The sequence below is a fragment of the Glaciimonas sp. PCH181 genome, assembly GCF_003056055.1.
GTDB lineage: Bacteria > Pseudomonadota > Gammaproteobacteria > Burkholderiales > Burkholderiaceae_D > Glaciimonas.
The window spans coordinates 154,295-179,199 of sequence record NZ_PYFP01000006.1 but is presented as its reverse complement, the minus strand read 5'-3'; the positions used below and the strand labels follow the sequence as shown (position 1 = coordinate 179,199).

The 24,905-nt window shown below is 52.0% G+C and carries 19 protein-coding genes; 1 reads left to right on the top strand and 18 read right to left on the bottom strand.

Annotation, left to right across the window (positions count from 1 at the left end; all coding sequences use genetic code 11):
* Positions 1 to 198: 198 nt before the first annotated feature.
* From C7W93_RS23920 to C7W93_RS23835, 18 genes are all read right to left on the bottom strand, one after another.
* On the bottom strand, positions 199 to 1,494 hold the full coding sequence (locus C7W93_RS23920) for an HlyC/CorC family transporter (protein WP_108442841.1): 1,296 nt from the start codon (positions 1,492 to 1,494) through the stop codon (positions 199 to 201).
* 209 nt (positions 1,495 to 1,703) lie between these two features.
* Positions 1,704 to 2,654 carry an octaprenyl diphosphate synthase gene (gene ispB, locus C7W93_RS23915; protein WP_108442926.1) on the bottom strand — a complete coding sequence of 317 codons (951 nt, stop codon included), beginning with the start codon at positions 2,652 to 2,654 and terminating at the stop codon, positions 1,704 to 1,706.
* Positions 2,655 to 2,935: 281 nt separating this feature from the next.
* Positions 2,936 to 5,290 (bottom strand): Tex family protein, encoded by a 2,355-nt coding sequence (locus C7W93_RS23910; RefSeq protein ID WP_108442840.1) that lies wholly within the window; start codon positions 5,288 to 5,290, stop codon positions 2,936 to 2,938.
* A 341-nt stretch (positions 5,291 to 5,631) separates the two neighbouring features.
* A complete protein-coding gene (gene prmC, locus C7W93_RS23905; RefSeq protein WP_108442839.1) occupies positions 5,632 to 6,531 on the bottom strand; it encodes a peptide chain release factor N(5)-glutamine methyltransferase in 900 nt (299 codons plus the stop codon).
* Positions 6,528 to 7,025, bottom strand: coding sequence for a disulfide bond formation protein B (locus C7W93_RS23900; protein ID WP_108442838.1), 498 nt, complete (start codon positions 7,023 to 7,025; stop codon positions 6,528 to 6,530). The genes prmC and C7W93_RS23900 overlap by 4 nt, the downstream gene beginning before the upstream one ends.
* 179 nt (positions 7,026 to 7,204) lie before the next feature.
* Entirely contained in the window at positions 7,205 to 8,287 is a 1,083-nt protein-coding gene (gene prfA, locus C7W93_RS23895) for a peptide chain release factor 1 (RefSeq protein ID WP_108442837.1), read from the bottom strand.
* A gap of 126 nt (positions 8,288 to 8,413) precedes the next feature.
* Positions 8,414 to 9,712, bottom strand: a complete 1,299-nt coding sequence (gene hemA, locus C7W93_RS23890; protein WP_108442836.1) for a glutamyl-tRNA reductase — start codon at positions 9,710 to 9,712, stop codon at positions 8,414 to 8,416.
* 458 nt (positions 9,713 to 10,170) lie between these two features.
* Positions 10,171 to 12,636 (bottom strand): CHASE2 domain-containing protein, encoded by a 2,466-nt coding sequence (locus C7W93_RS23885; RefSeq protein ID WP_108442835.1) that lies wholly within the window; start codon positions 12,634 to 12,636, stop codon positions 10,171 to 10,173.
* Positions 12,637 to 12,681: 45 nt separating this feature from the next.
* Complete coding sequence (locus tag C7W93_RS23880; protein WP_108442834.1) at positions 12,682 to 14,418, bottom strand: FecR domain-containing protein; 1,737 nt, start codon at positions 14,416 to 14,418, stop codon at positions 12,682 to 12,684.
* 26 nt (positions 14,419 to 14,444) lie between these two features.
* A complete protein-coding gene (locus C7W93_RS23875) occupies positions 14,445 to 15,134 on the bottom strand; it encodes a response regulator transcription factor (RefSeq protein WP_108442833.1) in 690 nt (229 codons plus the stop codon).
* Positions 15,135 to 15,631: 497 nt separating this feature from the next.
* Entirely contained in the window at positions 15,632 to 15,883 is a 252-nt protein-coding gene (minE, locus tag C7W93_RS23870; RefSeq protein WP_108442832.1) for a cell division topological specificity factor MinE, read from the bottom strand.
* Position 15,884: 1 nt separating this feature from the next.
* Positions 15,885 to 16,700, bottom strand: a complete 816-nt coding sequence (minD, locus tag C7W93_RS23865; RefSeq protein WP_108442831.1) for a septum site-determining protein MinD — start codon at positions 16,698 to 16,700, stop codon at positions 15,885 to 15,887.
* Positions 16,701 to 16,728: 28 nt separating this feature from the next.
* Positions 16,729 to 17,538: a septum site-determining protein MinC gene (minC, locus tag C7W93_RS23860; RefSeq protein ID WP_108442830.1), complete on the bottom strand. Its 810-nt coding sequence runs from the start codon at positions 17,536 to 17,538 to the stop codon at positions 16,729 to 16,731.
* A gap of 248 nt (positions 17,539 to 17,786) precedes the next feature.
* A complete protein-coding gene (locus C7W93_RS23855; RefSeq protein WP_108442829.1) occupies positions 17,787 to 18,566 on the bottom strand; it encodes a flagellar brake protein in 780 nt (259 codons plus the stop codon).
* A gap of 322 nt (positions 18,567 to 18,888) precedes the next feature.
* Positions 18,889 to 19,956, bottom strand: coding sequence for a hypothetical protein (locus tag C7W93_RS23850; protein WP_108442828.1), 1,068 nt, complete (start codon positions 19,954 to 19,956; stop codon positions 18,889 to 18,891).
* Positions 19,957 to 20,130: 174 nt separating this feature from the next.
* Positions 20,131 to 21,795, bottom strand: a complete 1,665-nt coding sequence (locus C7W93_RS23845; RefSeq protein ID WP_108442827.1) for a rhodanese-related sulfurtransferase — start codon at positions 21,793 to 21,795, stop codon at positions 20,131 to 20,133.
* 20 nt (positions 21,796 to 21,815) lie between these two features.
* Positions 21,816 to 22,442, bottom strand: coding sequence for a cysteine dioxygenase (locus C7W93_RS23840; RefSeq protein ID WP_108442826.1), 627 nt, complete (start codon positions 22,440 to 22,442; stop codon positions 21,816 to 21,818).
* A 12-nt stretch (positions 22,443 to 22,454) separates the two neighbouring features.
* Positions 22,455 to 23,507: an ABC transporter substrate-binding protein gene (locus C7W93_RS23835; protein ID WP_108442825.1), complete on the bottom strand. Its 1,053-nt coding sequence runs from the start codon at positions 23,505 to 23,507 to the stop codon at positions 22,455 to 22,457.
* Positions 23,508 to 23,828: 321 nt separating this feature from the next.
* Here C7W93_RS23835 and C7W93_RS23830 point away from each other — a divergent pair, with 321 nt between their 5' ends.
* Positions 23,829 to 24,770 (top strand): LysR family transcriptional regulator, encoded by a 942-nt coding sequence (locus C7W93_RS23830; RefSeq protein WP_108442824.1) that lies wholly within the window; start codon positions 23,829 to 23,831, stop codon positions 24,768 to 24,770.
* Positions 24,771 to 24,905 lie beyond the last annotated feature (135 nt).

Genomic DNA, 24,905 nt, shown 5'->3' with positions numbered 1-24,905 from the left:
GGTGATCCCAATAATATTGATGATGCCTTTACGCAACTGATCTGTAAAGGCTCCGTACGCTATTCTGGTGCCGATTGTAGGCGATTACTTAATAGCTCTATTAGACAGCTTATTATAAAGTTGCTACCGTTGCGCTAGAACATTTATTGACGAAGATTGCCTCAGAGAAACTAGTGCGGCCAAGAATTGCGGCTGACTTTATTTGCTTGCCACTCGGTGGCTGGCGGGGCGGAACAGCTTAACGATTTTAATCGCCTGATTTTGCACCTGCGTGATTTCGATGACACACCCGTTAATTTTTAAGCTGACATTATTTTCTGGAATATCCTGCAACCATTCCAGCAGCAAGCCATTCAGTGTTTTTGGGCCGTCAATAGGGAAATTTAAGCCCAGACGTTTGTTGATATCGCGCAACGAAGTGACGCCTTCCAGACGACATTCGCCTTTTTCATCCCAACTAAAACTATCGGCCCGGGCTGCACCCGGTTTGGATGTCGTAAATTCGCCGATCATTTCTTCAATAATATCTTCGAGCGTCACCAAGCCGTGGACTTCGCCGTATTCATCGACGACGATGCCGAGGCGTTCGTGATTTTCCTGAAAATATTGCAATTGCGTAAATACATCCGTCCCTTCTGGCACGAAATATGGAGCGGTCAGCAGGGCACGAAAATGATCGACGGTCAGTTCGTTTTCCTGATTCAACAGCGCCATCGCTTTGCGGACGTGCAAAATACCAACAATTTGGTTAATTTCGCCTTCGTAAACCGGCAATTTATTGTGATAACAAGTTGTCAATTGATGCTGGATTTCTTCGACGGAAACCGACAGATTGAGTGCTTCAACCTGGGCCCGTGGCGTCATTACGTCTTCGACCGAAATTTTTTCGAGATCAAACAAATTCAGCAGGATGCTTTTGTGTTTTTGCGGCATGAAATTGCCGCCTTCGAGAACAATCGAGCGCAACTCTTCGGGCGATACACGCAGGTCTTGAGCGCTTTTGCCGGTCTTTATACACAATATTTTTAATAGGGCTGAGACAAATAAATTGACGAACCAGATCACCGGTTTGACCAGTCCCATTAATGGTTTGAGGATAAAACTGGCGGTGAGGGCGATGCGCTCCGGGAAGGTAGCGCCGATCACTTTAGGGGTGATTTCGCCAAATACGATCAGCAGAAACGCCACGCCGGCGGTGGCGATGGTGATGACTTTTTGGTGATTGCCAAATGTATTAATCGCAATGGCGGTAACCAGCGCGGTCGCCAGTGCGTTGACCAACGTATTGATAATCAGAATGAGGGAGAGCAGTTTTTCGGTCCGATCCAGCAACCACATCGTGGTAGTGGCGGCTTTGCTGCCGCGTTTGGAAAGGTGCCGTAAGCGATGCTTGTTGGCAGCCATTAGCGCGGTTTCGGACATCGCGAAAAAGGCCGACAGTAATATTAGTAAAGCAAGTGCAAGAAATTGCACCCATAAGGGAACGGTATCCAACGGGTCACCGTAAAAGGAAAGTGGGAATAATGGCGGAGTCTGTCATTTTTAATTGGAGGGAAGAATGCTCGCGCTATCCTTCGCTTGAACCGAGAAGCTATTGCGAACAAGCAATGTGCTTTTCAGTCCATCTCCTGAATTCCTAATTTCCTGAGTGATGTTGTGTGATTGCCCGGTATTGCTCACCGTTTGCTAAATACCAAGACCGCTTAATGATTTCGGTCTACGGCGAATGCCGCTAATTGTAGCAAAGAGCCTTTATATTCGCTGTTCGGCAATGAAAAGATTGCAGCAGTGGCAGTATCGGCCGACTTTTGCGCTTCTTTTCTGGTGTATTCGAGTGCGCCGGAGCTGGTGATGGCTGTCAAAATGGCATCAAAATGCTGCTCGTCGCCATGTTCTATGCAGCTGCGCACCAGTGTGCGTTGCTCCGAAGTGCCATGCTGCATCAAATAGATCAGCGGCAGCGTTGCTTTACCTTCGCGCAGGTCGTCGCCGACATTTTTTCCGATATCTGCTGCATTCCCGGAATAATCGAGGACATCGTCGATAAGCTGAAAGGCGGTGCCCAAAGAGCGTCCATATTCACCTGCTGCATCAATCGCGTCGTCATTCCCTCCGGCAATTAATACGCCGATTTGTGCTGCCGCCTCAAAAAGCTTGGCAGTTTTAGAGCGAATGACGTCCAGATAACGCGCTTCGCTGATATCGGGATTGTGCATGTTGAGTAATTGCAGCACTTCACCTTCGGCGATGACGTTGGTCGCATCGGCGACGATTTGCATGACGCGGGGATTATTGACCCCAACCATCATCTGGAAAGCGCGTGAATACAAGAAGTCGCCGACGAGAACCGATGCAGCATTGCCGAACAACGCGTTGGCGGTTTTTCGGCCACGCCGCAAAGAGGATTCGTCGACAACATCGTCGTGCAGCAAGGTAGCCGTGTGAATGAATTCGATCACTGCGGCCAGTTCGTGATGTTTCTCGCCTTTGTAGCCGAACGCCTGAGCCATCAGGAGCACCAGCACCGGCCGCAAGCGTTTCCCGCCGGCACTAATGATGTATTCGGCAATCTGGTTGACCAGAGGCACGTCTGAGTGCAGCTTGCCACGAATAACTGTATTGACCGCGTCGAGATCGGTCAAGATCGGCTTCATGATGGATTGCTGAGATGGAATATTGAGGGCGGCGGACAAGATAAAGACCTGTTCAGAATCGTTAAAATCGTAAGTGGTCATTATTATACGACGGCGGCCTGTGATGCCAGCCGCGTTTTATACTCCTGACCGTCGTTTTGACTGAATTTAAGAACTTATCCATTATTCGGGTCGCGCTTTCGCACAGCAGAGCAAGGTTACATCTGTGCGTTGTTTTTTGCTCTGCTGGTCCGGTTACGGTCGCGCTGCCTGAACTATGGTGTGGCAATGTCGACTTGCAGTTAGCCTTTCAATTTGGCAAATGCCGCCGCCATCGCGCTATTGGCAGGGGCCGCCGCCGGTGCAGATCGCTGTTGTTGATGTTGTGACAGGCGTTTGGCATCGTTACGATCGCCGCGTTGCTCCGGCTTGCTGCCTGCGACTGGCGCGCTATCTTCCAGACGCATGGTCAGCGCGATCCGTTTGCGCTTTTCATCGACTTCCAACACTTTGACCTTTACGACCTGGCCCGCTTTGACTACGCTATGCGGGTCTTTGACGAAGGTATTGGAGAGTGCGGAAATGTGGACTAAACCGTCTTGATGGACGCCAATGTCGACAAACGCGCCAAATGCGGCAACGTTGGTGACCACGCCTTCCAAAATCATGTCTGGACGCAGATCGCGCATCTCTTCAACGCCGTCTTTAAACGTCGCCGTGGTGAATTCCGGGCGCGGATCGCGGCCCGGCTTTTCCAGTTCTTTCAGAATGTCGCTGATGGTCGGTATACCGAATTTTTCATCGGCGTATTTGGCAGGATTCAGCGATTTCAGCAGTTTGTCGTCGCCGATGACGCCTTTGACATCTTTTTTGATGTCGGCCAGAATTTTTTCGACTAGCGGATACGATTCTGGATGGACGGCAGACGCGTCAAGTGGATTACTGCCGTTCATGACACGCAAAAATCCAGCCGCTTGTTCAAAGGTTTTATCGCCCAAACGGGGCACTTCGCGCAGACCGGCACGGGAGGTAAACATCCCTTTCATGTCGCGGTAAGTCACGATACTTTGGGCCACGCTGGAGTTCAGGCCAGAGACCCGCGCCAATAACGGTGCAGACGCTGTATTTACATCGACACCGACCGCATTTACGCAATCTTCGACTACGGCATCGAGCGAGCGCGCCAATTGCGTTTGGCCCACATCATGCTGATATTGTCCGACGCCGATGGATTTAGGATCGATTTTGACCAGCTCGGCTAATGGATCTTGCAGACGGCGCGCAATCGACACCGCGCCACGGATCGATACATCCATATCGGGCAATTCACGCGACGCAAATTCAGATGCTGAGTACACCGATGCACCGGCTTCCGAGACAACGATTTTGGTCAACTTCAGTTCCGGGCGGAGTTTGATCAGGTCTTGCGCCAGCTTATCGGTTTCACGCGAGGCGGTGCCGTTGCCGATGGAAATCAGCGACACGTTATGCTTTTCGGCGAGTTGCGACAAGGTGTGCAGCGAGCCTTCCCAGTCGTTACGCGGTTGATGCGGATAAATCGTGCTGGTCCCGACTACTTTGCCGGTCGCATCGACGATGGCGACTTTAACGCCGGTGCGCAGGCCTGGATCAAGGCCCATCGTGGCGCGCGGTCCGGCTGGTGCGGCTAGCAATAACGCTTTCAGATTGAGGGCAAAAACATGGATTGCCTCGACTTCTGCTTTTTCGCGCAGATTGGTCATCAATTCTGTTTCCAGATGCATGAAGACTTTGACGCGCCAGGCCCAGCGCACGGTGTCGCTCAACCATTTATCGGCAGGGCGATTTTTGTTGCTGATGCCGAAACGGGCAGCAATACGGCCTTCGCATGGATTGTGCGGCGCGTCCCATTTTGGCTTTTCTTCTTCAGTATCAAGCCGCAAAACGACGTTCAGCATTTCTTCGCGGCGACCGCGGAATAACGCCAGAGCGCGGTGCGATGGAATGGTACCGATGGTTTCAGAGTAATCAAAATAATCGGCAAATTTTTCGCCTGCATCTTGCTTGCCTTCGACTACTTTTGATTCGACGACTGCGTGTTCGGTCAAGTATTCGCGCAATGCTTGCAGCAATGAGGCATCTTCGGCAAAGCGTTCCATCAAGATTTGACGAGCGCCATCGAGCGCAGCTTTGGCATCGGCCACGCCCGGATTGTCACCGTTGTCGGTACTGAAAGCGGGCTTGAAGTATTTCACTGCCTCTTCTTCGGGCACCAACTCCGGGTTTGCCAGCAATGCGTCGGCCAATTCAGTCAGCCCAGCTTCGGCGGCGATTTGTGCTTTGGTGCGGCGTTTTAATTTGTAAGGCAAATACAAATCCTCGAGCCGGGTTTTATCTTCCGCTAACGAGATTGCACTCAGCAATGCCGGTGTCATTTTGCCCTGTTCTTCAATCGAACTCAGAATCGCGGCACGGCGCGCCTCCAGTTCGCGCAGATAGCGCAAACGTTCTTCTAGCAGGCGTAACTGAATGTCGTCGAGGCCACCGGTGGCTTCTTTACGATAACGGGCGATAAAGGGGACGGTCGCGCCTTCATCCAGCAGGGCGACAGCAGCAGCGACTTGGGCCGGTTTGGCAGCGAGTTCAAGGGCGAGACGTTGTTCGATCGAAGGCAGCATGGGGAGTCTAGAGAATCAGATTCAGGCGTTGGACAAGAAGGCGATCATACGCAGTTCAGATAATTGCGCCAGTCTTGACAAGCTAAAAAAACCAAGGTGTATGCGGAAAAGCAGAGGATTTGACGAAAGTGAATAATTTTTCATTATTTAAAAATCACTTTTTAAAGACATATTCATTGCCTTGTGTTGCGAGAGCAGTGATGCGCCTCCTATATTGCATGCGATTTTGATCATTTTCGCCTCCTTTGCAAAGGCTAAAGTTAGTGTTATTGCTATAGTTTGGGTGCAGAAGTATCAAAATGAAAACGATTGTTAAAGGACGTTTTCTGCCGTGCGATATTTCAACTGAGGTGCACTGCAGGCTGAAACCGGCCGCCCGTGACGCGTTCTATCCCGGCCAAATCGTGCCAACTCTGGATCGCCTCAAACGGCAGCGCTTGCAACAGTTTTTGCACCGCTGGCGCTTGATCGTAGCCATGCTCCATCAGCAGCCAGCCGCCTGCACTTAAATGCTGTAGAGCACCGTTGATAATGATGCGGTATGCGCTCAATCCATCGGCGTGATCGGTAAGCGCGTTTATCGGCTCAAAACGCAGATCGCCTTGCGACAAGTGGTGGTCATCTTTGACGATATAAGGCGGATTTGCGACGATCAGATCGAAACGCTGCTCACCAAGCGCTGCGTACCAGTCGCTTTCTAACAGCGTAAAGCTGGCGATGTTGGCGCTCAAATGTTGTTCGGCATTGCGGCGTGCAACGATCAGCGCGGCGGCACTGACGTCTATCGCGGTCACGATGGCATCAGGGCGCGTATGGGCAATGGCGATGGCGATAGCGCCGGAACCGGTGCCCAAATCTAATACTGTCGGATGCGGATCGCCAGCCGGTAGTCGTTCCAGCCCCAGTTCGACCAGCAATTCTGTGTCGGGACGGGGGATCAGCACATCCGGCGTCACTTCCAGCATCAGGCCGAAAAACTCGCGCTGACCCAGAATATAGGCGATGGGCTCGCCCTGTAAGCGGCGCTGGAATAGGTCGGATAATTGCACTGCTTGCTCGGCATCGACGATGCGCTGATCTTGCGTGATCAGTTGCGTGCGAGTTAGCTGCAAAGCGTGCATGACCAAAAGCCGGTTTTCGAGCGGTTCCAGCGGTGCATTTTTTAGCACCGTGGCAATGCTCGTGCCGGCTTCGATCACATATTTAGAATGCGCAGACTGCGGATCATCCTTTTGCGTCATTCAAAATCGCCGCGATTAGTGCGTTTGAACAGAACTTTACCCATGATGACGATCAAGATCACAAACCACACTAACGACCATTGTGGCAGCGATAAACCGAGGATAGGATCGTAAGCCGCCGAGCATAGCGCCCAGGCATCGACTTTAAAAACTGAAGGCAACAGCGTCGCGGTCGGCAGCGCATTTAAAGGTGCTTCCAATGCGTCACGGCCGCAGGTAGTCGCTGGATGGGCAATGACCCAGATATGCCAGCCAGCGGTTGCTGCGCCGCCAAGACCGGCAAGAATACCGATCGCCGCGCTGGCTTTACGGATAGCATCCGGCATGCTGGCGGAGACCAGACAGATAATCGCGATGATCGCAAAAGCGTAACGCTGGAGTATGCAAAGCGGGCATGGCTGCATATCCTTGAAGTATTGTAAGTACAGTGCGCCGCCCAGAATAGCGAGTGCGATAAAGGCGACCGCGAGCAAAATGTGTTTGGATGATTTCATTATTTGTCGAAGGTAGTTAGCGATGAATGGTGAAAAAAACACTCCGAACGGCTATCTGCTATGCGCACCGAGGCTGTTAATTATCAGCAGCGCAAGACTGATCTTGTCCAGAGTACAACCATAGATATCGAATACGGCATTTGGTTGCGTTCTTTGTTGCTTTTGTTGCACCCTGCAGCTTACCTCTCATCGCCCAAAGCTGCCAACAATTCAGCCTGATGTTCTGCCGCCAGTGCGTTACTTAATTCTTCCAGATCGCCATCCATGATGTGATCCAGCTTATATAAGGTCAGATTGATGCGGTGATCGGTCATTCTGCCCTGCGGGAAATTATAAGTGCGTATCCGCTCGCTACGGTCGCCTGAGCCAATCAGCGATTTGCGGGTTGCGGCTTCTTTCGATTGCTGTTCGCGTAGCTGACCGTCCTTGATCCGCGCTGCCAGCACTTTAAGTGCCGATGCTTTATTTTTATGCTGACTGCGGTCATCCTGACATTCGACCACGATCCCGGTTGGAATATGCGTAATCCGCACCGCAGAGTCGGTCTTGTTAATGTGCTGACCGCCCGCGCCTGAAGCGCGATAAGTATCGATGCGAATATCGGCCGGATTGATCGCAACGTCGCCGACTTCATCCGCTTCCGGCATGATCGCCACGGTACAGGCAGAGGTGTGAATCCGTCCCTGCGTCTCAGTCGTAGGAACGCGCTGTACGCGATGGCCGCCCGATTCGAACTTGAGCTTGGAGTAAGCGCCGAAGCCGACCAGTCTCACAATCACTTCTTTATAGCCGCCAACTTCCGAGGCCGACTCGGATACCATTTCGATCTGCCAGCGATTGCGCTCAGCGAAGCGGGTATACATCCGCAATAAATCGCCTGCAAATAATGCCGATTCATCGCCGCCCGTACCGGCACGGATTTCTAAAAAGATATTCCGTTCGTCGTTGGGATCTTTCGGCAGCAACATTTTTTGCAAATCCGCCTCTAGTTGCTCCATGCGGGCTTTGGCGCCGTTGATCTCTTCTTGCGCAAATTCTTTCATGTCCGGATCAGACATCATCTCCATAGCGGTCTGCACATCGGCATCGGCCTGGGTATACGACAAATACAGGGCGACCAAAGGACCTAGTTCGGCATGTTCACGCGATAATTTGCGGTAGCTGTCCATGTTGGAAGTGGCTTCTTCCTGATTCAGCAAATCGTTCACCTCGACCAGTCGATTCGACAATTGGTCAAGTTTGGCAAGCATTGATGGCTTCATGAGATATCTTGGTGATTTGTTTGATGACTTGCTACGAGAAGTTCGCGGCGAGTGCGTAAGACAGCAGAGTGTGCAATAGCGGCTGGTTTGTCGCGCGCGTTGGCGGACGGCAGCGGAGGTGCGGCGCTAACGTTTGCTGCGGAAAAGTTGTGGCAGCAAGATAGCAAGACGGGCGCGCTCATCGCCTTGGGCGTTGTGCAGCGCTTGTTGCGGGCCGTGCAAAAATTTGGCGGCGAGACCTTTTGACAGCGCCTCCAGAACAGCGTCGATATCCTCACCTTTGGCGAGCATTTTGCGGGCTCGTTCCAGCTCCAACATGCGCATTACTTCGCTGCTTTCATGCAGGTCTTGAATGACCGGCACCACGGCGCGGGTATCGATCCAGTGCATAAACGATTGCACCCGGGTTTCGATAATGGCTTCGGCCTGCGAGACTGCGGCTTGGCGATTTTCCATGCCCGCCTGCACGACTGAGCCGAGATCATCTACCGTGTAGAGAAAAACGTCATCGAGACGACCGACTTCGGTTTCAATATCGCGCGGCACTGCCAGATCGAGCATAAACATCGGTTTGTGGCGACGTGCCTTGACCGCGCGTTCGACCATACCCAGGCCGATAATCGGCAGCGACGATGCGGTGCAGGAAACAATGATGTCGTAGTTGCCAAGTTGATTCGGCAAGTCGGCCAATCGCAGCGCCTGCCCGCTAAACCGATGCGCCAACAATTCGGCACGTTCAAGGGTGCGATTGGCGACGGTCAGACTTTTTGGATTTTGTGCGGCAAAGTGCGTCGCGCATAATTCGATCATTTCACCAGCGCCGATAAATAGCACGTTCTGGCCGGAAATAGCATCGAAAATCCGCTCCGACATTCTGACCGCAGCGGCAGCCATAGAGACGCTATGCGCACCGATTTTGGTCGTGGTCCGAACTTCTTTGGCGACCGCAAAAGTGCGCTGAAACATTTGATGCAGATAAGTGCCAAGGCCACCAGCGGCCTCTGCATGGCGCACCGCATCTTTCATCTGACCAAGAATCTGTGCTTCGCCAAGTACCATCGAATCTAAGCCGGATGCCACCCGAAACGCATGACGCACCGCGTTGTCGTGCGGCAGCGTGTACAAATGCGGGCGCAGATCGGCGTAAGAAAGTTGGTGGTAGTGCGCCAGAAAATGGGCGCTAGAGTCAATTGCCTCGTCTATTTGCCGCGATCCGCCAGAGAGATCGCTGGCCGCGTAAAGCTCGGTACGATTGCAGGTGGACAAGATCGCTGCTTCGTCGTTGAGACCAGATGCGCCGTTGTCGCCAAACCATTTGCGCGCCGCCGTCACCGCCTGACCAATCTGGTCTGCGGGGAATGCCACCTGTTCGCGCAATGAAACGGGCGCGGTGGTGTGGTTGAGTCCGACGGCTAGCAAGTGCATTTTGATGGCAACTTAGGAGAAGAATGCGGTTTTGTTAACGCGAGATTATACCCCTGAGTTGTCCATAAAAATTTTCAGCAGTAATAAGGGCAGGCAGGCGTGGTTTTTAGCGCCCACGTTCACCATCAATTCATTGATTGCGGCCTTCCGAAACGCAATTGGATGTTGGGTTTGCTGACGTTTAATTTCAAATTGGTATCTATTTCTCGTTATTTATTGCACCACTTTCTCCAACAGTTTATTTTCAGATATTTTGTCTGTCGAAATTGAAGCAAAGATGGGCTTCAGATGTTCGTTATCAATTGGTGCGAGGCGATTAGGCGATATAGCGCGAGAAATGCGCCGGAACAGGCAGATGTAGTTGGGGAGAGGATATTGGATAACCGTGCGCGAGCGATGCATCGCAGCCTTATCCGATGGGTTTTAGTGTTTATTAAACATAGAGCGGTATATTTATCTTATGCCGTCAGCGCTGGCAGCGTGATGGTGAATATCGTGCCCTCGCCGATAGCGCTTTGAAAAGATAGGCTGCCAAAATGGCGTTCGACTACTGTTTTTACAAACACTAGCCCCAGACCAACGCCTTCCGTTTTGGGCTGATCAGGCGCACTTACTCGCTGAAACCGTTGGAATAATTTGGTTTGATTTTGCAGCGAGATGCCATAACCCTGATCGCGAATTTCGCAAACGATCGTAGCTGGCGTTTGATCGCCGTCGCTTTTTTGGCGATAGCCTAAAGTGCAGGTAATGCAGGTTCCGGCGGGACTATAGTTGATGGCATTGGAAATCAGATTACACAATGCACGCGCCATTAACGAGCGATCTATTTTGGTCAAAAATTCGCCGTTGGCAATGTCCGTCACCAATGTAATTTGTTTGTTATTGGCTAAAGTCCACATTTCATCGCTAGCATCGAAGACGACGTCTTGAAAGTCGACTTCCTCCAAGCGATAGGTTTCGGACTCCGCGCGCGCTAATTGGACAAAGTTATCTGCCAGACCCAAGGTTTTGCGTGAAGCCCGCTCTATGCGTGAGAAAAATTCTTGTTGCGGCAACGCGGAAGTTGGCGTGCCTTGCAATTCAAGTAACGCTAAGATTGACGCTTGCGGTGCCCGCATATCATGCGACAAAAAACGCAGAGTTTCATCCCGACTACGCTCAGCAGCACGGATGCTGGTGATGTCGATAATGCTGACAATCCATCCCGTTAATACTTGTCGCGCTGAATGACAAGGCGCGCTTTTTATCAATAAGTCGCGCCCTCGTTGATCTTGTACAGGCACCCCGTCCGCCAGCAAAGAAAGGTGGTGCCGGTCAAGCAAGTCGGGCCAATTAAACGCGTGATTCGCTGCCGTATCGAATGATGGTGGCGGTCCGATGGTCGCCAGTAATGTCGGAATAAAGGCGCCAGTGATATCCATAATCTGGCTGGCATTGAAGTAATCCTTGGCGATCTGATTCACGACTAAAACGTGGCCGCCGCTATCGGTAATCAACGTTGCGTCCGGCAAGCTATCGAGATTATCGGAAATAAATTGACGCAAATCGCGGACCCGGCGGGCGGCGTTACGCATTGCGTTGATCCGCTGCTCCAGCACATCCTGTCCTTGCGGATAATTTCCATCGCGCGGCGTGCTTTCCGGCAACAAATGCGGCTCCTGATCAAGCAGCATGAATTCCTGGCCCAGATACGAAATAGCGGCTTCCAGCCGGCACCAGCTCCACAGCGGATAGGCGAGGGTCAGGCCGATCAGGGCCGCGCTCGGGGCGATCCATAACCCATGCCCCAATAGCAAGTAGCTGATCGCGGCGGTCACTACCATCAGAAACGCTGTCAGTAACAATGCCAGGCGTGGGGTAAGCAGGAAATAGCTGAGCAATGCCAACAGTACCGGCACCACGCTCAGCAGCATCGTTTGCGCTGACGTTGCGATACGAATGGATTCATGATCGAGCAGGCTGGCGAGAATATTGGCGTTGATTTCGATACCGGGCATGACGCCGGAGGTGCCTGATACCGGCGTCGGAAAAGCGTCCGCCATGCCGAGCGCCGTCGCGCCGATCAGTACATATTTGCCTTTAAAAAAGTTAGCAGGTACTTCACCTCTGAGGACGGAAACATATGGCACCGACCGGAAATGACCGCTGCTGCCGGCGTACGGAATATGGATTTGATCGTCACGCTGCCATTGACCGATTTCTGTCGCGGCACGGACGTTAGGGAACGTATCGCTGGCATCCGTTGAATGCCAGTGCGTCGCTTTTGTGCTTTGCTGCTCGCCGAGGTGGGCACCTTGCGCAGCGATCCCGATTTGCCCCGCATTTTCTGCCATGGCAAGCGCAAAGTGCGGCCACCAAACACCGTTCTGACCTTCTTTCAAAAAGACGCTGCGTACCACGCCATCGGCATCAAGCTCCAGATTGATATGGCCGATGGTGCGTGCGCTATGCTGAAATGCCGGTATCGGCAACAGGCTGGTGACGGCATTGCCGTTCATCGCCGTGACCATCGGCAACACCACCAGATTGCTTGCGCGCAACGCCTGAGCGAGGATATCGTCGTTGTCCTGTGCGTTATTGGCTGAGGCTGTTTCGGGCTCCGGCATGATGACATCTAGTCCAATGGCACGCGGTTGCGCCTGCGTAATGACATCAATCAATTGCGCATGCAACGAGCGTCGCCATGGCCAGCGTCCTAACTGGGAAATACTGTAATCGTCGATGGCGACGATGATAATGTCATCGTTGGCAGGCCGCCAATTGAGGCGCATGAATTGGTCATACAGCGGACGGTCAAGTTGCGGCAGGCCATTTTGATAGCCCAGTGCTGCTGTGATGACGACCAGCACCAGCGTTAGCGCCAGCCATTGGCGTAGCGCGACGCGATGGACGATGCTGGCGAAGGGTTTGCCTTGTTCGGCCATGCCGGACTCCTAAATACAAGCGGTGACGATAACCGATGTCAGGGCTTAATAACTCGCTGGCGTGATGCCGCCGGTATTGAGCAGTAATGCGCCATCGCTAGTCGTCCAGCGGCTGCCGATAATGATCTTTTGCGCTGCCGAAAATGGGCTGACATAGCCGTCGGCATCCGTCGCCTGAACGCGCACGAAGTAAATACCGTTAGGAGGATTCGGGATCGAAATTTCTGGCGTAGTAGTGGGCTGCGTCAAAAATAATGACGTAAATGCAGCATCGCGCGCGATTTCGGTCACAAATGTTTGATTGGCATCAGCATCGGCTTGCCAACGAAACGCCAGCGTATTTCCAGTCGGGTTGATTTCCGGTAATTGCAGCTGTGGCAGCAAGGCAAACGTCTGAACGTCACCAAAAGGACCGTGATCCGGCTTGCCGTCCCGCTCTACCGTCGTCGCAACACGCCAGTAATATTGGCCTAACGGCAATTTTCCGGGTTTATATTGTGGTGACGCAAGCGCAGGCTCATCAACGATAGGATGGCTGAACATTGCATCTGTGGCGATCTGAAAACGGTAGCTTTTTGCATCCAGCGTTTCGGCCCAGCTAAAGATAGGATCGGCGCTGCGGTCTTTTCCCTTGGGAGTGATAGCAAAAGGCGGCTCTGGTCGTGCTTTCAGTGTGAACGGGATGACATGGGGAAAGCCTTGCAAACCGTGGTTGTCGAGTGGAGCGATGTAGGCGGAATAGCTGCCGTCAGTCAGGCCATCGATTTTGATATCGGTGGAAGTGGTCTCGATTTCGGTAAGAATATGGTCGGCAACCTGATCGCCCACAACCCAGGTGCGATAGCTTGTTGCACCGGGCAGAGGGACCACATTAAACCGGACGATTGGCCTTTCTTGTAGCACGGGATTGCCGGCTATTTCTGGCATCGGTAGCAATTGAACGGCCTTGCCGACACCTTGCGACTGGGTCACATTTCCCTGACCACCTTGTAACGTCAGCGCAGTCGGATGGGCATTTTGTGTGATCGCAACGCCGCCTTTCCAGACATCGGTTGCCATCGTGTTATTGCGCACTTCTACCAGGAAATGCGTGCCGCGCACGCCGGCGACGGCCAGCGGTGAGCGCACCTCAAAGCGCCCCTTATTTTCTTTCAGCGGCGTGACAGAAGAATCGACACGTCCCTGCATCAACATAATTTCTGTGAGTGGCGTTTTGGTATAGCGCGCGCTGCGAAGCTGCGTCAGTTTTACCTGACTGTTGGACGGCAGCACCACCCGCGTTTCATCGATCAGTGCCAGCGTCAGAAAACTGTTTTTACCGGTTTCAATGCGCGCGCCCTCCGACAGCAGCGTACCGGCCGCCAATGCGATAGCGCTCCCATCGGCGGCCATTGCATTCACCGTGCCGGATAGAGCGATTATTTTTGCATTGGCAGGATCTTGCGCTAGCAGCGCTACCGGAATGGTGATGGCCGTGCCGATAGGAATGGCACGCTCATTCGGAATGTGATTGATTTTTTGAAGCGCGACCCAATTGCTGCTTTTAGTCGTCAGGTTCGCAGCGATCACACTCAAGGTGTCGCCGAGGCGGGCCCGATAGATGATGGTGGAGGGGGCTACCTGAATTGCGGTGGTGTCGATTGCGGGTGCCGCCTCAACGGTGGCGTGCATGCCCGCGAATAAAGAGCAGAAAAAGAAAAGGTGACGGGAGGAAAAATGCCGGTATTGCTTTAATTGACTTGGTTTTCTAGTGTGCGTTGTGTTGTCCAAAGAGCTCAGCATTTTTTCTCCGGCGCAACATTTGCGCCTTATCCAGATAGTTGTTCTAGCCGATAGCCATAGCTGTATACCGGCGCAAGTCGAAAGCCATTTTCTGGTCGTAATTGTAACTTACTACGCACACGCGACACATGCGTATCCATCGTCCGGGAGGGAATATCGATGTCGCGCGACCACACTGCTTCGAGTATGTAAGCGCGTGAAAGTGGACGGCCAAGATTGCGGAAAAACAATAAAGCCAGATCGAATTCTTTTTGTGTGATGTCAATCGGCACCGCTGCCAGCGTCAGGCGCGCAGCGCGGGTTTCAAAGACATAGTTGCCGAAAGTGATTTGTTCGCTGGCATTTTGAATCGGATAAGCGCGACGCAAAAGTGCTTGCACCCTTGCCACCAATTCGCCGCGGCGTATCGGCTTGATCATGTAGTCGTCGGCACCGGCAGCGAGGCCCGCGACGATATCGTCTTCACCTGAACGGCTGGTCATGAACAACACTGGCAACGCAGGCGGCAATTTTTCTCTGACCCAATGCAGGACTTCCGGCCCGCTCAGGTCGGGAACCTGCCAATCCAGAATCAGCATGTCGTAGCTTTCGCGACGTAATTGATTCAGGATTTCCTTGCCACTCTGAAATTGGTGGCAAATATGGCCGCTCGCAGTGAGCACTTGGCAAACCAGTTCGGTCTGGCTTGGGTCATCGTCAAGGACAGCAATTCTCATGATATTAGCTTAATTGGCTTAATGTTAATTATCGCAGCCAGTGTTGCGGCCCATTTTGCGATCGATGTGGTGGCTGCTGGCGGAATAGTGCGTCTCCCTGCATTCGTCATCATTCTGGCTTTGGCGGTGGTGCACGCTGATGGTCGCAGAATTACTTTTATAATATTTTTATGTTAACACTTATCCGTTCTCTACGATGCATTCTGGCTCAACATTTTTGCAATTATAAAGGCGAATTGTGCCGGAGCAAGTATGACGATAAATCCCAACGATTGATAGGCGAGCGAGAATTTAATGGCGCTAATTGACCGTTGTATTTTATGGGGGAATAGTTAAAAAGCAAGTTTTGAGAGTGGGGAATGTATTTTTATTTATTCCAAATGATTTCGTCGCACCCGACTTGTCTGAGAAAAAACAAACCGGGTGCAGAAGACGCGAGCGCAGATGTTGCGCACGTGCAGAGTATATTGCTTAGCGATTGCAGGATAAAAGAAGCATTAAATATCCGGCAATACAACATTGACATCTAACACCTCCAAATCGCCCTGACGATCTAGCGAGATTTTGATATCGCTGGCATTCACCTTGGTGTATTTAGAAATGACTTCAATCAACTCTTTATGAAGTGCTGGCAGAAAATCTGGACCCTGGCGGCCACTACGTTCACGCGCAATGATGATTTGCAGACGCTCTTTGGCGGCCGATGCACTTTTCGGTTGTTTTGTGAACAAGAACGAGAGCAAAGCCATATTACTTCCCTCCAAAGATGCGCGAGAGCAAGCCCGGTTTTTGGTAGTTGGCAAAGCGCAGCGGCACGTCTTCGCCAAGGAAGCGCGATACCACGTCTTCATAGGCCATTGCAACGTCGCTGCCCTTGACGTGAATGGCCGGATTGCCTTGATTCGATGCGTGCAACACTGCTTCCGATTCGGGAATGATGCCGACTAATGGAATGCGCAAAATGTCTTGTACGTCGGTGTAAGACAGCATTTCACCAGCATCGACCCGCTTTGGCGAGTAACGTGTGATCAACAAATGTTCTTTGACCGGTTCGCCGCCGTTTTGGGCGCGCCGTGATTTGGCTTGGATAATTCCTAAAATGCGGTCTGAATCGCGCACTGAGGATACTTCAGGATTGGTTACGATCACGGCTTCATCGGCAAATGTCAGCGCCATGACGGCACCGCGTTCGATACCCGCTGGCGAATCGCAGACGATGAATTCGAAATCCATTTTTGCCAGATCGTTCAGCACCCGTTCTACGCCTTCTTCCGTTAGCGCATCTTTATCGCGGGTTTGTGAGGCCGGAAGAATAAACAGATTGTCGCAATGTTTGTCTTTGATCAGCGCCTGATTCAGAGTCGCTTCGTTGTTGACTACGTTGATCAGGTCATACACCACGCGTCGTTCGCAGCCCATGATCAGATCGAGATTACGCAGGCCGACATCAAAATCCAGTACCGCGGTTTTATGGCCGCGCATGGCCAAGCCTGACGCAAAGCTGGCGCTGGAAGTCGTCTTGCCGACGCCGCCTTTACCAGATGTCACAACGATGATTTTTGCCACGAAAACTCCTATTTTGAAATACTAAAATCTATGATCGTGCAGCTGAATTCAGCGATATTACGTCAATCCGGTCACCACTTAGCCGAATTTGCGCCGCCTGGCCTTTTACTTCCGGCGGTAAACCATTTTCAAACGTCCTATAGACGCCAGCAATCGAAACCAGTTCCGGCTCCATGCTGGTGGCGAAAATGCGCGCTTCGGTATCGCCACTAGCTCCAGCCAGCGCCCGTCCGCGAAGTGGTGCATATACATGAATACTGCCATCGGCGATGATTTCAGCGCCGTTATTGACCATCGCCGTGATAATTAGATCGGTGCCGCGCGCATAAATGCGTTGACCCGCGCGCACCGGGGTGTCGACGATCATCGCGCTCGGCATGCTTTGCGCCGATGACGTCACGGGCGCTATTTCTATCTCTTTTATTTCTTCAATTTCTATGAGTTCTTGCTGAGCTGGCCCGATGGCTACAACCTCAGGCGGAGGAGGGGCGTTTATTACTGGTTCTGTCCGGGGCGCGATCACGGTATCGATACTGAGGCCGTTGGCAATGATGGCCGGATGCATCTCTTCCGGGGCATTGCGTACCGCGACTGCATTGAGTTGATATGTTTTCAGCAGGCTAACCAGCGCGCTCCAATCAATCTGGGGGTGGTCGGACGCCAAAGCGGCAATGTCGATTACCGCAAATTCGTTGTCGAAAAAGTCAGGCATGCCCCCTGTCATTTCTTTCAGAGCCGTGTCGAGTATCGACAAATCCACATCGTGAAGAATGGCTGACACTGCCACGACCGTTGCTATCTTTATTTCAATTGGCTTGCGTGTCTTATTTTTGGGCATAAAGCAGCAGATTGAATAAGCGAACCACAGTGCAACCCAAGGCCACTGATGATTCGCAAATAGGGTTAGGAATCAGTTTGGCTTGCATCAAATGCCATATTCAAATTTTTTTGAATGAACGATCTTACCAAATCCACGCTGGATAGCAAAAAAAATGCAGCATCAGGCAGTTATTACACGACAGATGAGCAGAAAAGGCCATTTGTAGAAATGCCGTAAATACCCACAAATCGCCTTACGTAACAGTTTTATGCCGGATGTTGACGTTCACTTAAAACAGTAATCAATCGCTGCAAATCCTCTTCTTGCGTTTTTGGTAAGTCCAAAAAGCGGCAGCCGAAGTTATAAATGGGATTGTTAAAGTTCTGGCTGCTATGGATGAAGGTGATTTTCAAATCCGTTTCCATTGTCCCCATATCCTGATAATCGAATGTGGCACCGGTCAGCACCATGTCAACGCTCAGTTCGCCGATGCTGGCATTCGTAGAGCGCAGCCGCACACCCGATAAAGACAAATCGACGACATCGAAGGAAATGCGTTTTTGGTTAGGCAATGTGACGGTGCAGACATACGGATTGGCAGTGGGCGTTGTGACGCGCACGTGCTGGCGACGTTGCATCCGATACAGGCTTTCCGGAAATGTCGATTTAAATGCAGGCACACCTTCATAGGTCTGCGCCTCCGGCTGACCGCAGACGAACTGAATGAACGCGCCAGCCTCGGTGCAAGAAAATAGATTTTCTCCCGAGGCCTGTAATTGCGCATTTTCATCATCGCTGTCGCCGTAAGCGTAAAAGAAAGTGCCTTCGCTCTCATTCACGGCCAGAACGCGTGTGACAATCCGACCGCCACGTCTGCCAAATGAAATATCCAGCGTGTCTTTTTGATCCGCCAACTGGCGCAGTATTCTGGCCACAGCTTGAGGGCGAATCACCAAAAAATCATCCAATGCGGCTAACGCGGCCGGCAGTGTGGATGAAGGTTGCAAATTTGTATCTGTTTCCGCTACAGAATTGGATGTATTCATGTTTTTTCAATGTCCATCTACACTAAGCATTAATTAGTTAGCAGGATGCCGTAAAAGGAGAGGTTCTTGCAAATATTACGTAAGTTTTGACCGACTTGCGGTTTTTTTTTTCTGCTGGATCGTGCCAGCAAGGATCCAATCAGCATTTATGCAACATTGTTCCAATAATCAACTGCATAACGCGGCTTGATAAACTAACTTTATCGCCGTAACTCTTGATACAACTCTTAATACTTGTCGACTCAGCAATGCAAAAGTTGCTGGCCAATTTTTTGCTGTGTTGAGCATAACGCAGCTGGCGCAGTAGCGGGTCAGTCTGCGCTCAGATTTGCCATGCACCGTCTCGATAGACAATGTCATCGTCTAGATAAACTGCCTCGGTCACAGCAAAAACATCAATGTGATATCTGGCGTCTGCGCGCTTGATTGCGGCTTTGGTATAGACGCCATGCTTGGCGCCGAGCGACAAATGAATCCCACACATGCGCTCATAGCTGCCGATATCGCTGACCATGCGATCCCGTGAAAAAGCCCGGTTCATCCCAAAGCCAAGTTCACGGAGCCAAACTTCACCCTCATCGGCGCGGATATTCGTCAGTACTTGATCGAATTCCGGTGTCGAATCGATAACATCGGTGACACGCCCTTGCGTGACCACCAAAGTAATCGGTTTATCGGGTTTGTTCACACGGAAAGTCGTATCGCCAAAAACAAAAATACGTACCCGCCCGTTCACATACTCTAAATCCTGTGCTTCGGTGAACACTTCGCCGATCGGAAACTGGCCGCCAACGTTTTTCATCGCGCTATAGTCGCCAATATTCAGTTTTGCCGACTCAAAAGGCGACGCAAAAATCAAACGTTCTCCACCGCTATCGACAACGCCACATTGCGCACGATCAATCCGTGCTTTCAATGCATAGCCAACGTCCCGGTAATACGCCGGGTCATAGGCTAATGCGGCGATGTAATAAAGTGCTTGTTGCCCCGGCATGCGGGACAGATGTGGATGTTCGATCACCTTTAGTTCGCGCTTAAAAAGCTCAACGCGTAGCCGGAAAGCTTCCAGACGAAAGTTAGTCGATTGAATCAAGATCACCAAATCGCCAGGATTCAGAGGCTTAAAAGCGTCCAGCACCAACTCTGGCGCGACGGCATCAAAATCGATAAACGTCGCTGTCGGCAGGCAGCGCCGGTAAGCCTCAGTCAGGGCAGCGGCAAGATCGCAGCGGGTATCAAACACCACCACAGCGGCATGGGCAGAAGTATGTTCGATCGCTATCGCCAGAACGTCGCGCAGATTTTTTTCCGCAGTATTCACTGCCTCATCAGAGATCATGATGGCAGGGAGATGCGGCGAGGATGGCGCTGGATTGGCAATCGGGATCATTGTCGTTCTTATTTTGCGTATCAGAGGTAAAAATCGCCAGGCGTGACCGTGATTTCGGTTAAGCCGAGCGATTTTTTCTATTGGAGACGCATTTTAAACGACAGGCATGATTTCATGCTGATTCGGGTGGCCATGCTTATCGCATTAGTGATAAGCATGGCCCCGTCACGCTTGTCAGACTACAAAAAAACCATGCGTCCCATCTCGCGCCAATTGGTCTACAAGGCCATATTCCCAGTCCAGATAACCTTGCATGGCAGCAACTGGATTGTCGGTGCCTTCATATGGGCGGCGATAGCGGTCGATGCGCGGCGAGGCTAAGGCGGTTTCACCAGATTCTTGCGGGAAGCCAGCGGCGATCCATGCAGATGTGCCGCCTTCCAACACAAACACTGGCGTGTCTGTTAAAGCTTGAAAGTCACCGGCGATATAGCCTGCCAGCAAACTTGTGCCGCAGGTTAACACATAGCGTTTGGCGTGCGGTACTGTTTTGACTGCCTTGGCCAGCTGTGAGCGCAATACAAACCACGCGCCTGGAATGTGACGTTTTACATAGTTGGCGCTGCTGGTGACGTCGAACACGATAGTGCTTCCGTCCGATGGATGTTGGCCGACGTCTTCTTTTAGCCACTCGGCAAGTTGTTGCGGCGTCACAGAATGTGAAGATGGCGCAGGCGGCAAAGATGCAGGCCCGTTAGCATCAGCAGTCACGCTAAAATCTGGCGACGTAACGCCGTCCAACACATGCACGTCCCAGCCCATTTGCGATAGCCACGAAGCGGTCATATTCGCGCGCACGCCATCGTCATCGGCCAATACGATCCGCGCACCGCGCACTGGCGCTACATGATCGGTTTCTTGGACCAACTGGCCGCCAGGAGCGGAGCGGAAGCCCTGCAAATGGCCTGCTGCATATTCTTCTGGTGTGCGTACATCAAAGCGATAGGTGGTGCGTGTCGTTTCTTTTTCCCATTGCGCTAACGCTTTATTATCGGCACGGGAAACACGCGCCAGATCGGCTACTTTGCGTGCTGAGTTTTGTGCTTTTGCATGATCCTCAGCCGATACCGCGCCAAAATCGGCGAATTTTTGCGTCTTTCCGGTATCTAGCGTCTGACCAGCCAACGTCCAGCCGATGGTGCCGTTACGCAGCGCAGATACTGGGTTAGGGATACCGGCATTTACCAGCGATTGCGTGCCGATAATGCTGCGGGTACGTCCGGCGCAATTAACGATAACGCGAGTTTTGGGGTTGGGGGCTAATTGCTGTACGCGCAACACCAGTTCTGCGCCGGGCACGCTGATACTCTGCGGAATGCTCATCGTGTTGTATTCCTCGAAGCGACGGGCGTCCAGCACCACTACGTCGGCATTCGCATCCAGCAGTGCTTTGACTTCCGGCGCTGACAACGACGGTGTATGGCGTTGGGCATCGACCAGTTCGCCAAAGGCTTTACTGGGCGCATTGACATCCTGAAAAATTTCGCCGCCTGCATCGCGCCAGCCAGCCAAACCGCCGTCCAGCAACTTGACCCTTGTATAGCCTAGCTTCTCCAGACGTTGCGCTGCATCCAGCGCCAGACCTTCGCCGTTGTCATACACGACGATTAACGTATCGCGGCGCGGAATGCGGGCGTAGCTATCCAGCTCAATACGCGACAACGGCAGGTTGGCGGCGAATAAAGGATGGGCTTCTGCGAAAGGCGCTTCTTCGCGCACATCCAGCAAGGCCAGCTCGCGCTGCTCTAGCAGCGCAGCTCGGCACTCTTGATACGAAATGGAAGAAAAAGTGGGATTGGTCACCGTATTTGGGAAAGTAGAAGTTGTAGCGCTGGTCATTGAGTGTCAGAGTTTTCCGTTTAGTTTTTATGCAGATCGGCAGAGCGATCCCAGATGTTGGGTAATACCGTATTGGAATAACCAGAAATAAAAGGTTTGATGCTGCCGTCTTCGGCGTACACCGAGCGCCGTACCGCGCCAATATTCGCGCCATAGACATGAATGCTGATCGAGGTCTGGTCGGTGTAAGCATTGCGGACCTGATGGATATCGCCAACGGTGGGCGATACCGCTTCGACATCGCCGGGCACCAGATGCGTAGGCGCGCCGGTCGCCACCAATCGACCGGTTGCATCAGGCCTGAAGGGTTGCGAGTATTCTGCACCGCGCAGCATGCCGACCAGACCCCACACGGTATGGTCATGGATCGGCGTGTCTTGTCCCGGTCCCCAGACAAAGCTGACGACAGAAAAGCGTTCACGCGAATCCGCATGTAACAGAAATTGTTGATAGCGTTGTGGGCTTGGCACGGCAAACGCCTCTGGCAGCCAATCGTCTACGGCCACCAACTGGCGCAACAATTCGCCGCCCTCGCGCAAAATTTCAGCTTCTTCAGAGCTACGATCAAGCAGGTCAGCTATTGCGCCGACAAAGTCGCGAAGGCGCGCCGTATCAGGCAGCTGGGCTGGTTTATGAAGGTGAGACATGATCGTGCACCCTTATTTTTGCAGCGGAAAACTACGGTCGAAACTGACGGAAACATCAATTTTACGGGGGATGATACCCGCTTCGGTATAAACGTCTGCGGTATGTTGCTGGGTTTTGATCACGATATCATCAATCGGCACCCATTTTCCCTGACGTCGCTCCCATGATAATTTTGCTACTTCTTTCGGCACCCCGATCAATTCGGACAGCGTCGCGGCAAAGGCATCGACATGTTCATTAGACCAGCGCTGGGCGCGTGCCAGACGTTGCAAAAAATCCTGCAACGCGGCGCGTTTGTCTTTTATGGCACTTTCGTGTGCGATCAGATAGCTCAGTCCGGCGGACAAGCCACGACCATTGACGACAATTTTTGCATGCTCCGTCTTTTCTGCTAACGCCGTATACGGTTCCCAAGTCGCCCAAGCATCTACCGAGTTACCGGATAACGCAGCCTTAGCATCCACCGGCGACAAAAATTTAAACGAAACATCGCTCGTCTTCAGGCCGACAGACGCCAGCGAAGCCAGCACCAGATAATGGCCGATAGAACCGCGACCAGTGGCGATACGTTTACCTTTCAGGCTAGCTGCGCCAGACAACGGCGAATCTGCGTTAGCAATGATGGCCGTGCCATACGGATCGGTTTTATTGACGCCGATGGCCTTTAAAGGTGCCCCCGCCGCCAATGCAAAAATCAACGGTGCATCGCCTGCGAAGCCAATATCTACTGCGCCAGCATTCAAGGCTTCCAGCAAAGGTGCGGCCGCCGGAAATTCAGACCATTTAATATCGTAGGGCAGATTTTTTAGTTCACCGGCGGATTCCAGCTGGGCGCGGATGCCGCCTTTTTGATCGGCAACTTTAAGTAAAATTCTGGCCGGAGCATCTGCGGCACTGACCAAAGAAGGCGCGGCAAGACTGAACCCGATTGAGAGAAGAGAGCCAACTACCAGGCGGCGCAGATGGGATTTTTTATGTGAATCGTGCTGGGTGATTGTGTGTGATTTTTGGGCTGTTTTATCGCTAGTGCTTGCGAAGATTTTTCCGACTAGTTTGCTACGCATGAAGTTCCTGAAAAAAAGAGAGACTTAACTCTAAAAGGCAAGGCTAGCTTTTGATCATGATGATTCAAACGAATAATTTTGCATGTTGTTATGCGTTCAGCGTTACATCGAAACCCGCGCATACGTAAGCGCGGAGGGCCGTTGGAGGCTGTTTCCATAGGAAAAAATAGTAGCTAATGCGACTTAAAAAAAATGAAAAAAACTAGAAAAAAAGACAATCATTATTTATTTTTTTAAAAAAGGCGATTTTCATCGTCTTTCCCAAATGGCGCGTTCCTATTAAAATCAGGATAAACATTTACCGGCTTATGCCAAATTCTCATGAAAATAGACGATATAGACGCTTTTGTCGCCACTGTGCGCTGCCAATCCATCAGCCTCGCCGCAGAAGCGCTGCAACTGACGCAATCCGCGATTACGCGCCGGGTACAAAATTTTGAAGAAGAGCTTGGCATCGAGCTGCTCGACCGCACCACCAAACCACCGCGCCCGAATCCGATGGGCAAGATCGTGTATGAGCAGTGCCGTGTCGTGCTGCGTGAAGTCGATGAGTTGCGCGATATCGTCGGCAGCGACGGCGCACCTGCTGGCACTTTCCGCCTTGGGATGATCCAGACGATCGGCGATGTCGTGTTGCTGGATGCGTTGACGGAATTGAAGGCAACTTATCCAGACCTCAGCACGCAGGTATCGACCGGTTGGGGCACGCAACTGGTTTCCAAAGTAGCAAACGGTGAACTGGATGCCGCCGCCGCTTTATTTCCAGCCACCAAAGTACTGCCGGATAATGTCATCGGTCGCACCTTGGGGCGGGTTGAGCTGGTCGTCGTTGCCGCAAAAGGGACAATGACGAAGCGCAGCTACAAACTGCGCGATTGTCACGATGTCGGGTGGATACTCAGCCCGGATGGTTGCGGTTTCCGTGCTGTATTGCAAAGGGCGCTGAGCGAGCAAGGGCTGTCATATAAGATTAGTCTGGAGTCTTTTGGTGCCGATCTGCAACTTGGTTTGGTTGCCGCTGGCCTGGGTTTGGGCCTGATGCCTTTGCCGCAAGTTGAGCGCAGCCAGCACTATGATCATTTAGATATCGTTGCTATTAGTGACTTCAAACCGATCCTCGATGTCTGGCTGGTGCAGTCTCGTCTGCCGACCCCGTTGCAACAAGCGGTCGATTTTTTCAGTAAGTCGGTGGCAAACGCGTTTGCAGAGAAAGCCCCATTAGTTTCGCTGGTCCCGAAAGCGCGTCGACAAAAATCGGCCTGATCCTGGTTTGAGTTGATGAAGCGATTATTGCGGAATCATCATTCTTTAATCATTCTTCATCTTTATATTTATATTTGTATTTTTAGATAATTCGACGTGAGAATATTTTTTTGGTGGAGTTGTCGCAGGCATTTT

Bases quoted from the DNA above. Each gene is read 5' to 3' on its own strand.
- minC (WP_108442830.1), bottom strand. From the start codon at position 17,538: ATGCCCAAAAATAAGACACGCAAGCCAATTGAAATAAAGATAGCAACG.
- C7W93_RS23835 (WP_108442825.1), bottom strand. From the start codon at position 23,507: ATGCGTAGCAAACTAGTCGGAAAAATCTTCGCAAGCACTAGCGATAAA.
- C7W93_RS23885 (WP_108442835.1), bottom strand. From the start codon at position 12,636: ATGGCCGAACAAGGCAAACCCTTCGCCAGCATCGTCCATCGCGTCGCG.
- C7W93_RS23850 (WP_108442828.1), bottom strand. From the start codon at position 19,956: ATGATCCCGATTGCCAATCCAGCGCCATCCTCGCCGCATCTCCCTGCC.
- C7W93_RS23855 (WP_108442829.1), bottom strand. From the start codon at position 18,566: ATGAATACATCCAATTCTGTAGCGGAAACAGATACAAATTTGCAACCT.
- C7W93_RS23910 (WP_108442840.1), bottom strand. From the start codon at position 5,290: ATGCTGCCTTCGATCGAACAACGTCTCGCCCTTGAACTCGCTGCCAAA.
- prfA (WP_108442837.1), bottom strand. From the start codon at position 8,287: ATGAAGCCATCAATGCTTGCCAAACTTGACCAATTGTCGAATCGACTG.
- ispB (WP_108442926.1), bottom strand. From the start codon at position 2,654: ATGAAGCCGATCTTGACCGATCTCGACGCGGTCAATACAGTTATTCGT.
- prmC (WP_108442839.1), bottom strand. From the start codon at position 6,531: ATGACGCAAAAGGATGATCCGCAGTCTGCGCATTCTAAATATGTGATC.
- C7W93_RS23840 (WP_108442826.1), bottom strand. From the start codon at position 22,442: ATGTCTCACCTTCATAAACCAGCCCAGCTGCCTGATACGGCGCGCCTT.
- minE (WP_108442832.1), bottom strand. From the start codon at position 15,883: ATGGCTTTGCTCTCGTTCTTGTTCACAAAACAACCGAAAAGTGCATCG.
- C7W93_RS23875 (WP_108442833.1), bottom strand. From the start codon at position 15,134: ATGAGAATTGCTGTCCTTGACGATGACCCAAGCCAGACCGAACTGGTT.
- C7W93_RS23880 (WP_108442834.1), bottom strand. From the start codon at position 14,418: ATGCTGAGCTCTTTGGACAACACAACGCACACTAGAAAACCAAGTCAA.
- C7W93_RS23845 (WP_108442827.1), bottom strand. From the start codon at position 21,795: ATGACCAGCGCTACAACTTCTACTTTCCCAAATACGGTGACCAATCCC.
- hemA (WP_108442836.1), bottom strand. From the start codon at position 9,712: ATGCACTTGCTAGCCGTCGGACTCAACCACACCACCGCGCCCGTTTCA.
- C7W93_RS23900 (WP_108442838.1), bottom strand. From the start codon at position 7,025: ATGAAATCATCCAAACACATTTTGCTCGCGGTCGCCTTTATCGCACTC.
- C7W93_RS23830 (WP_108442824.1), top strand. From the start codon at position 23,829: ATGAAAATAGACGATATAGACGCTTTTGTCGCCACTGTGCGCTGCCAA.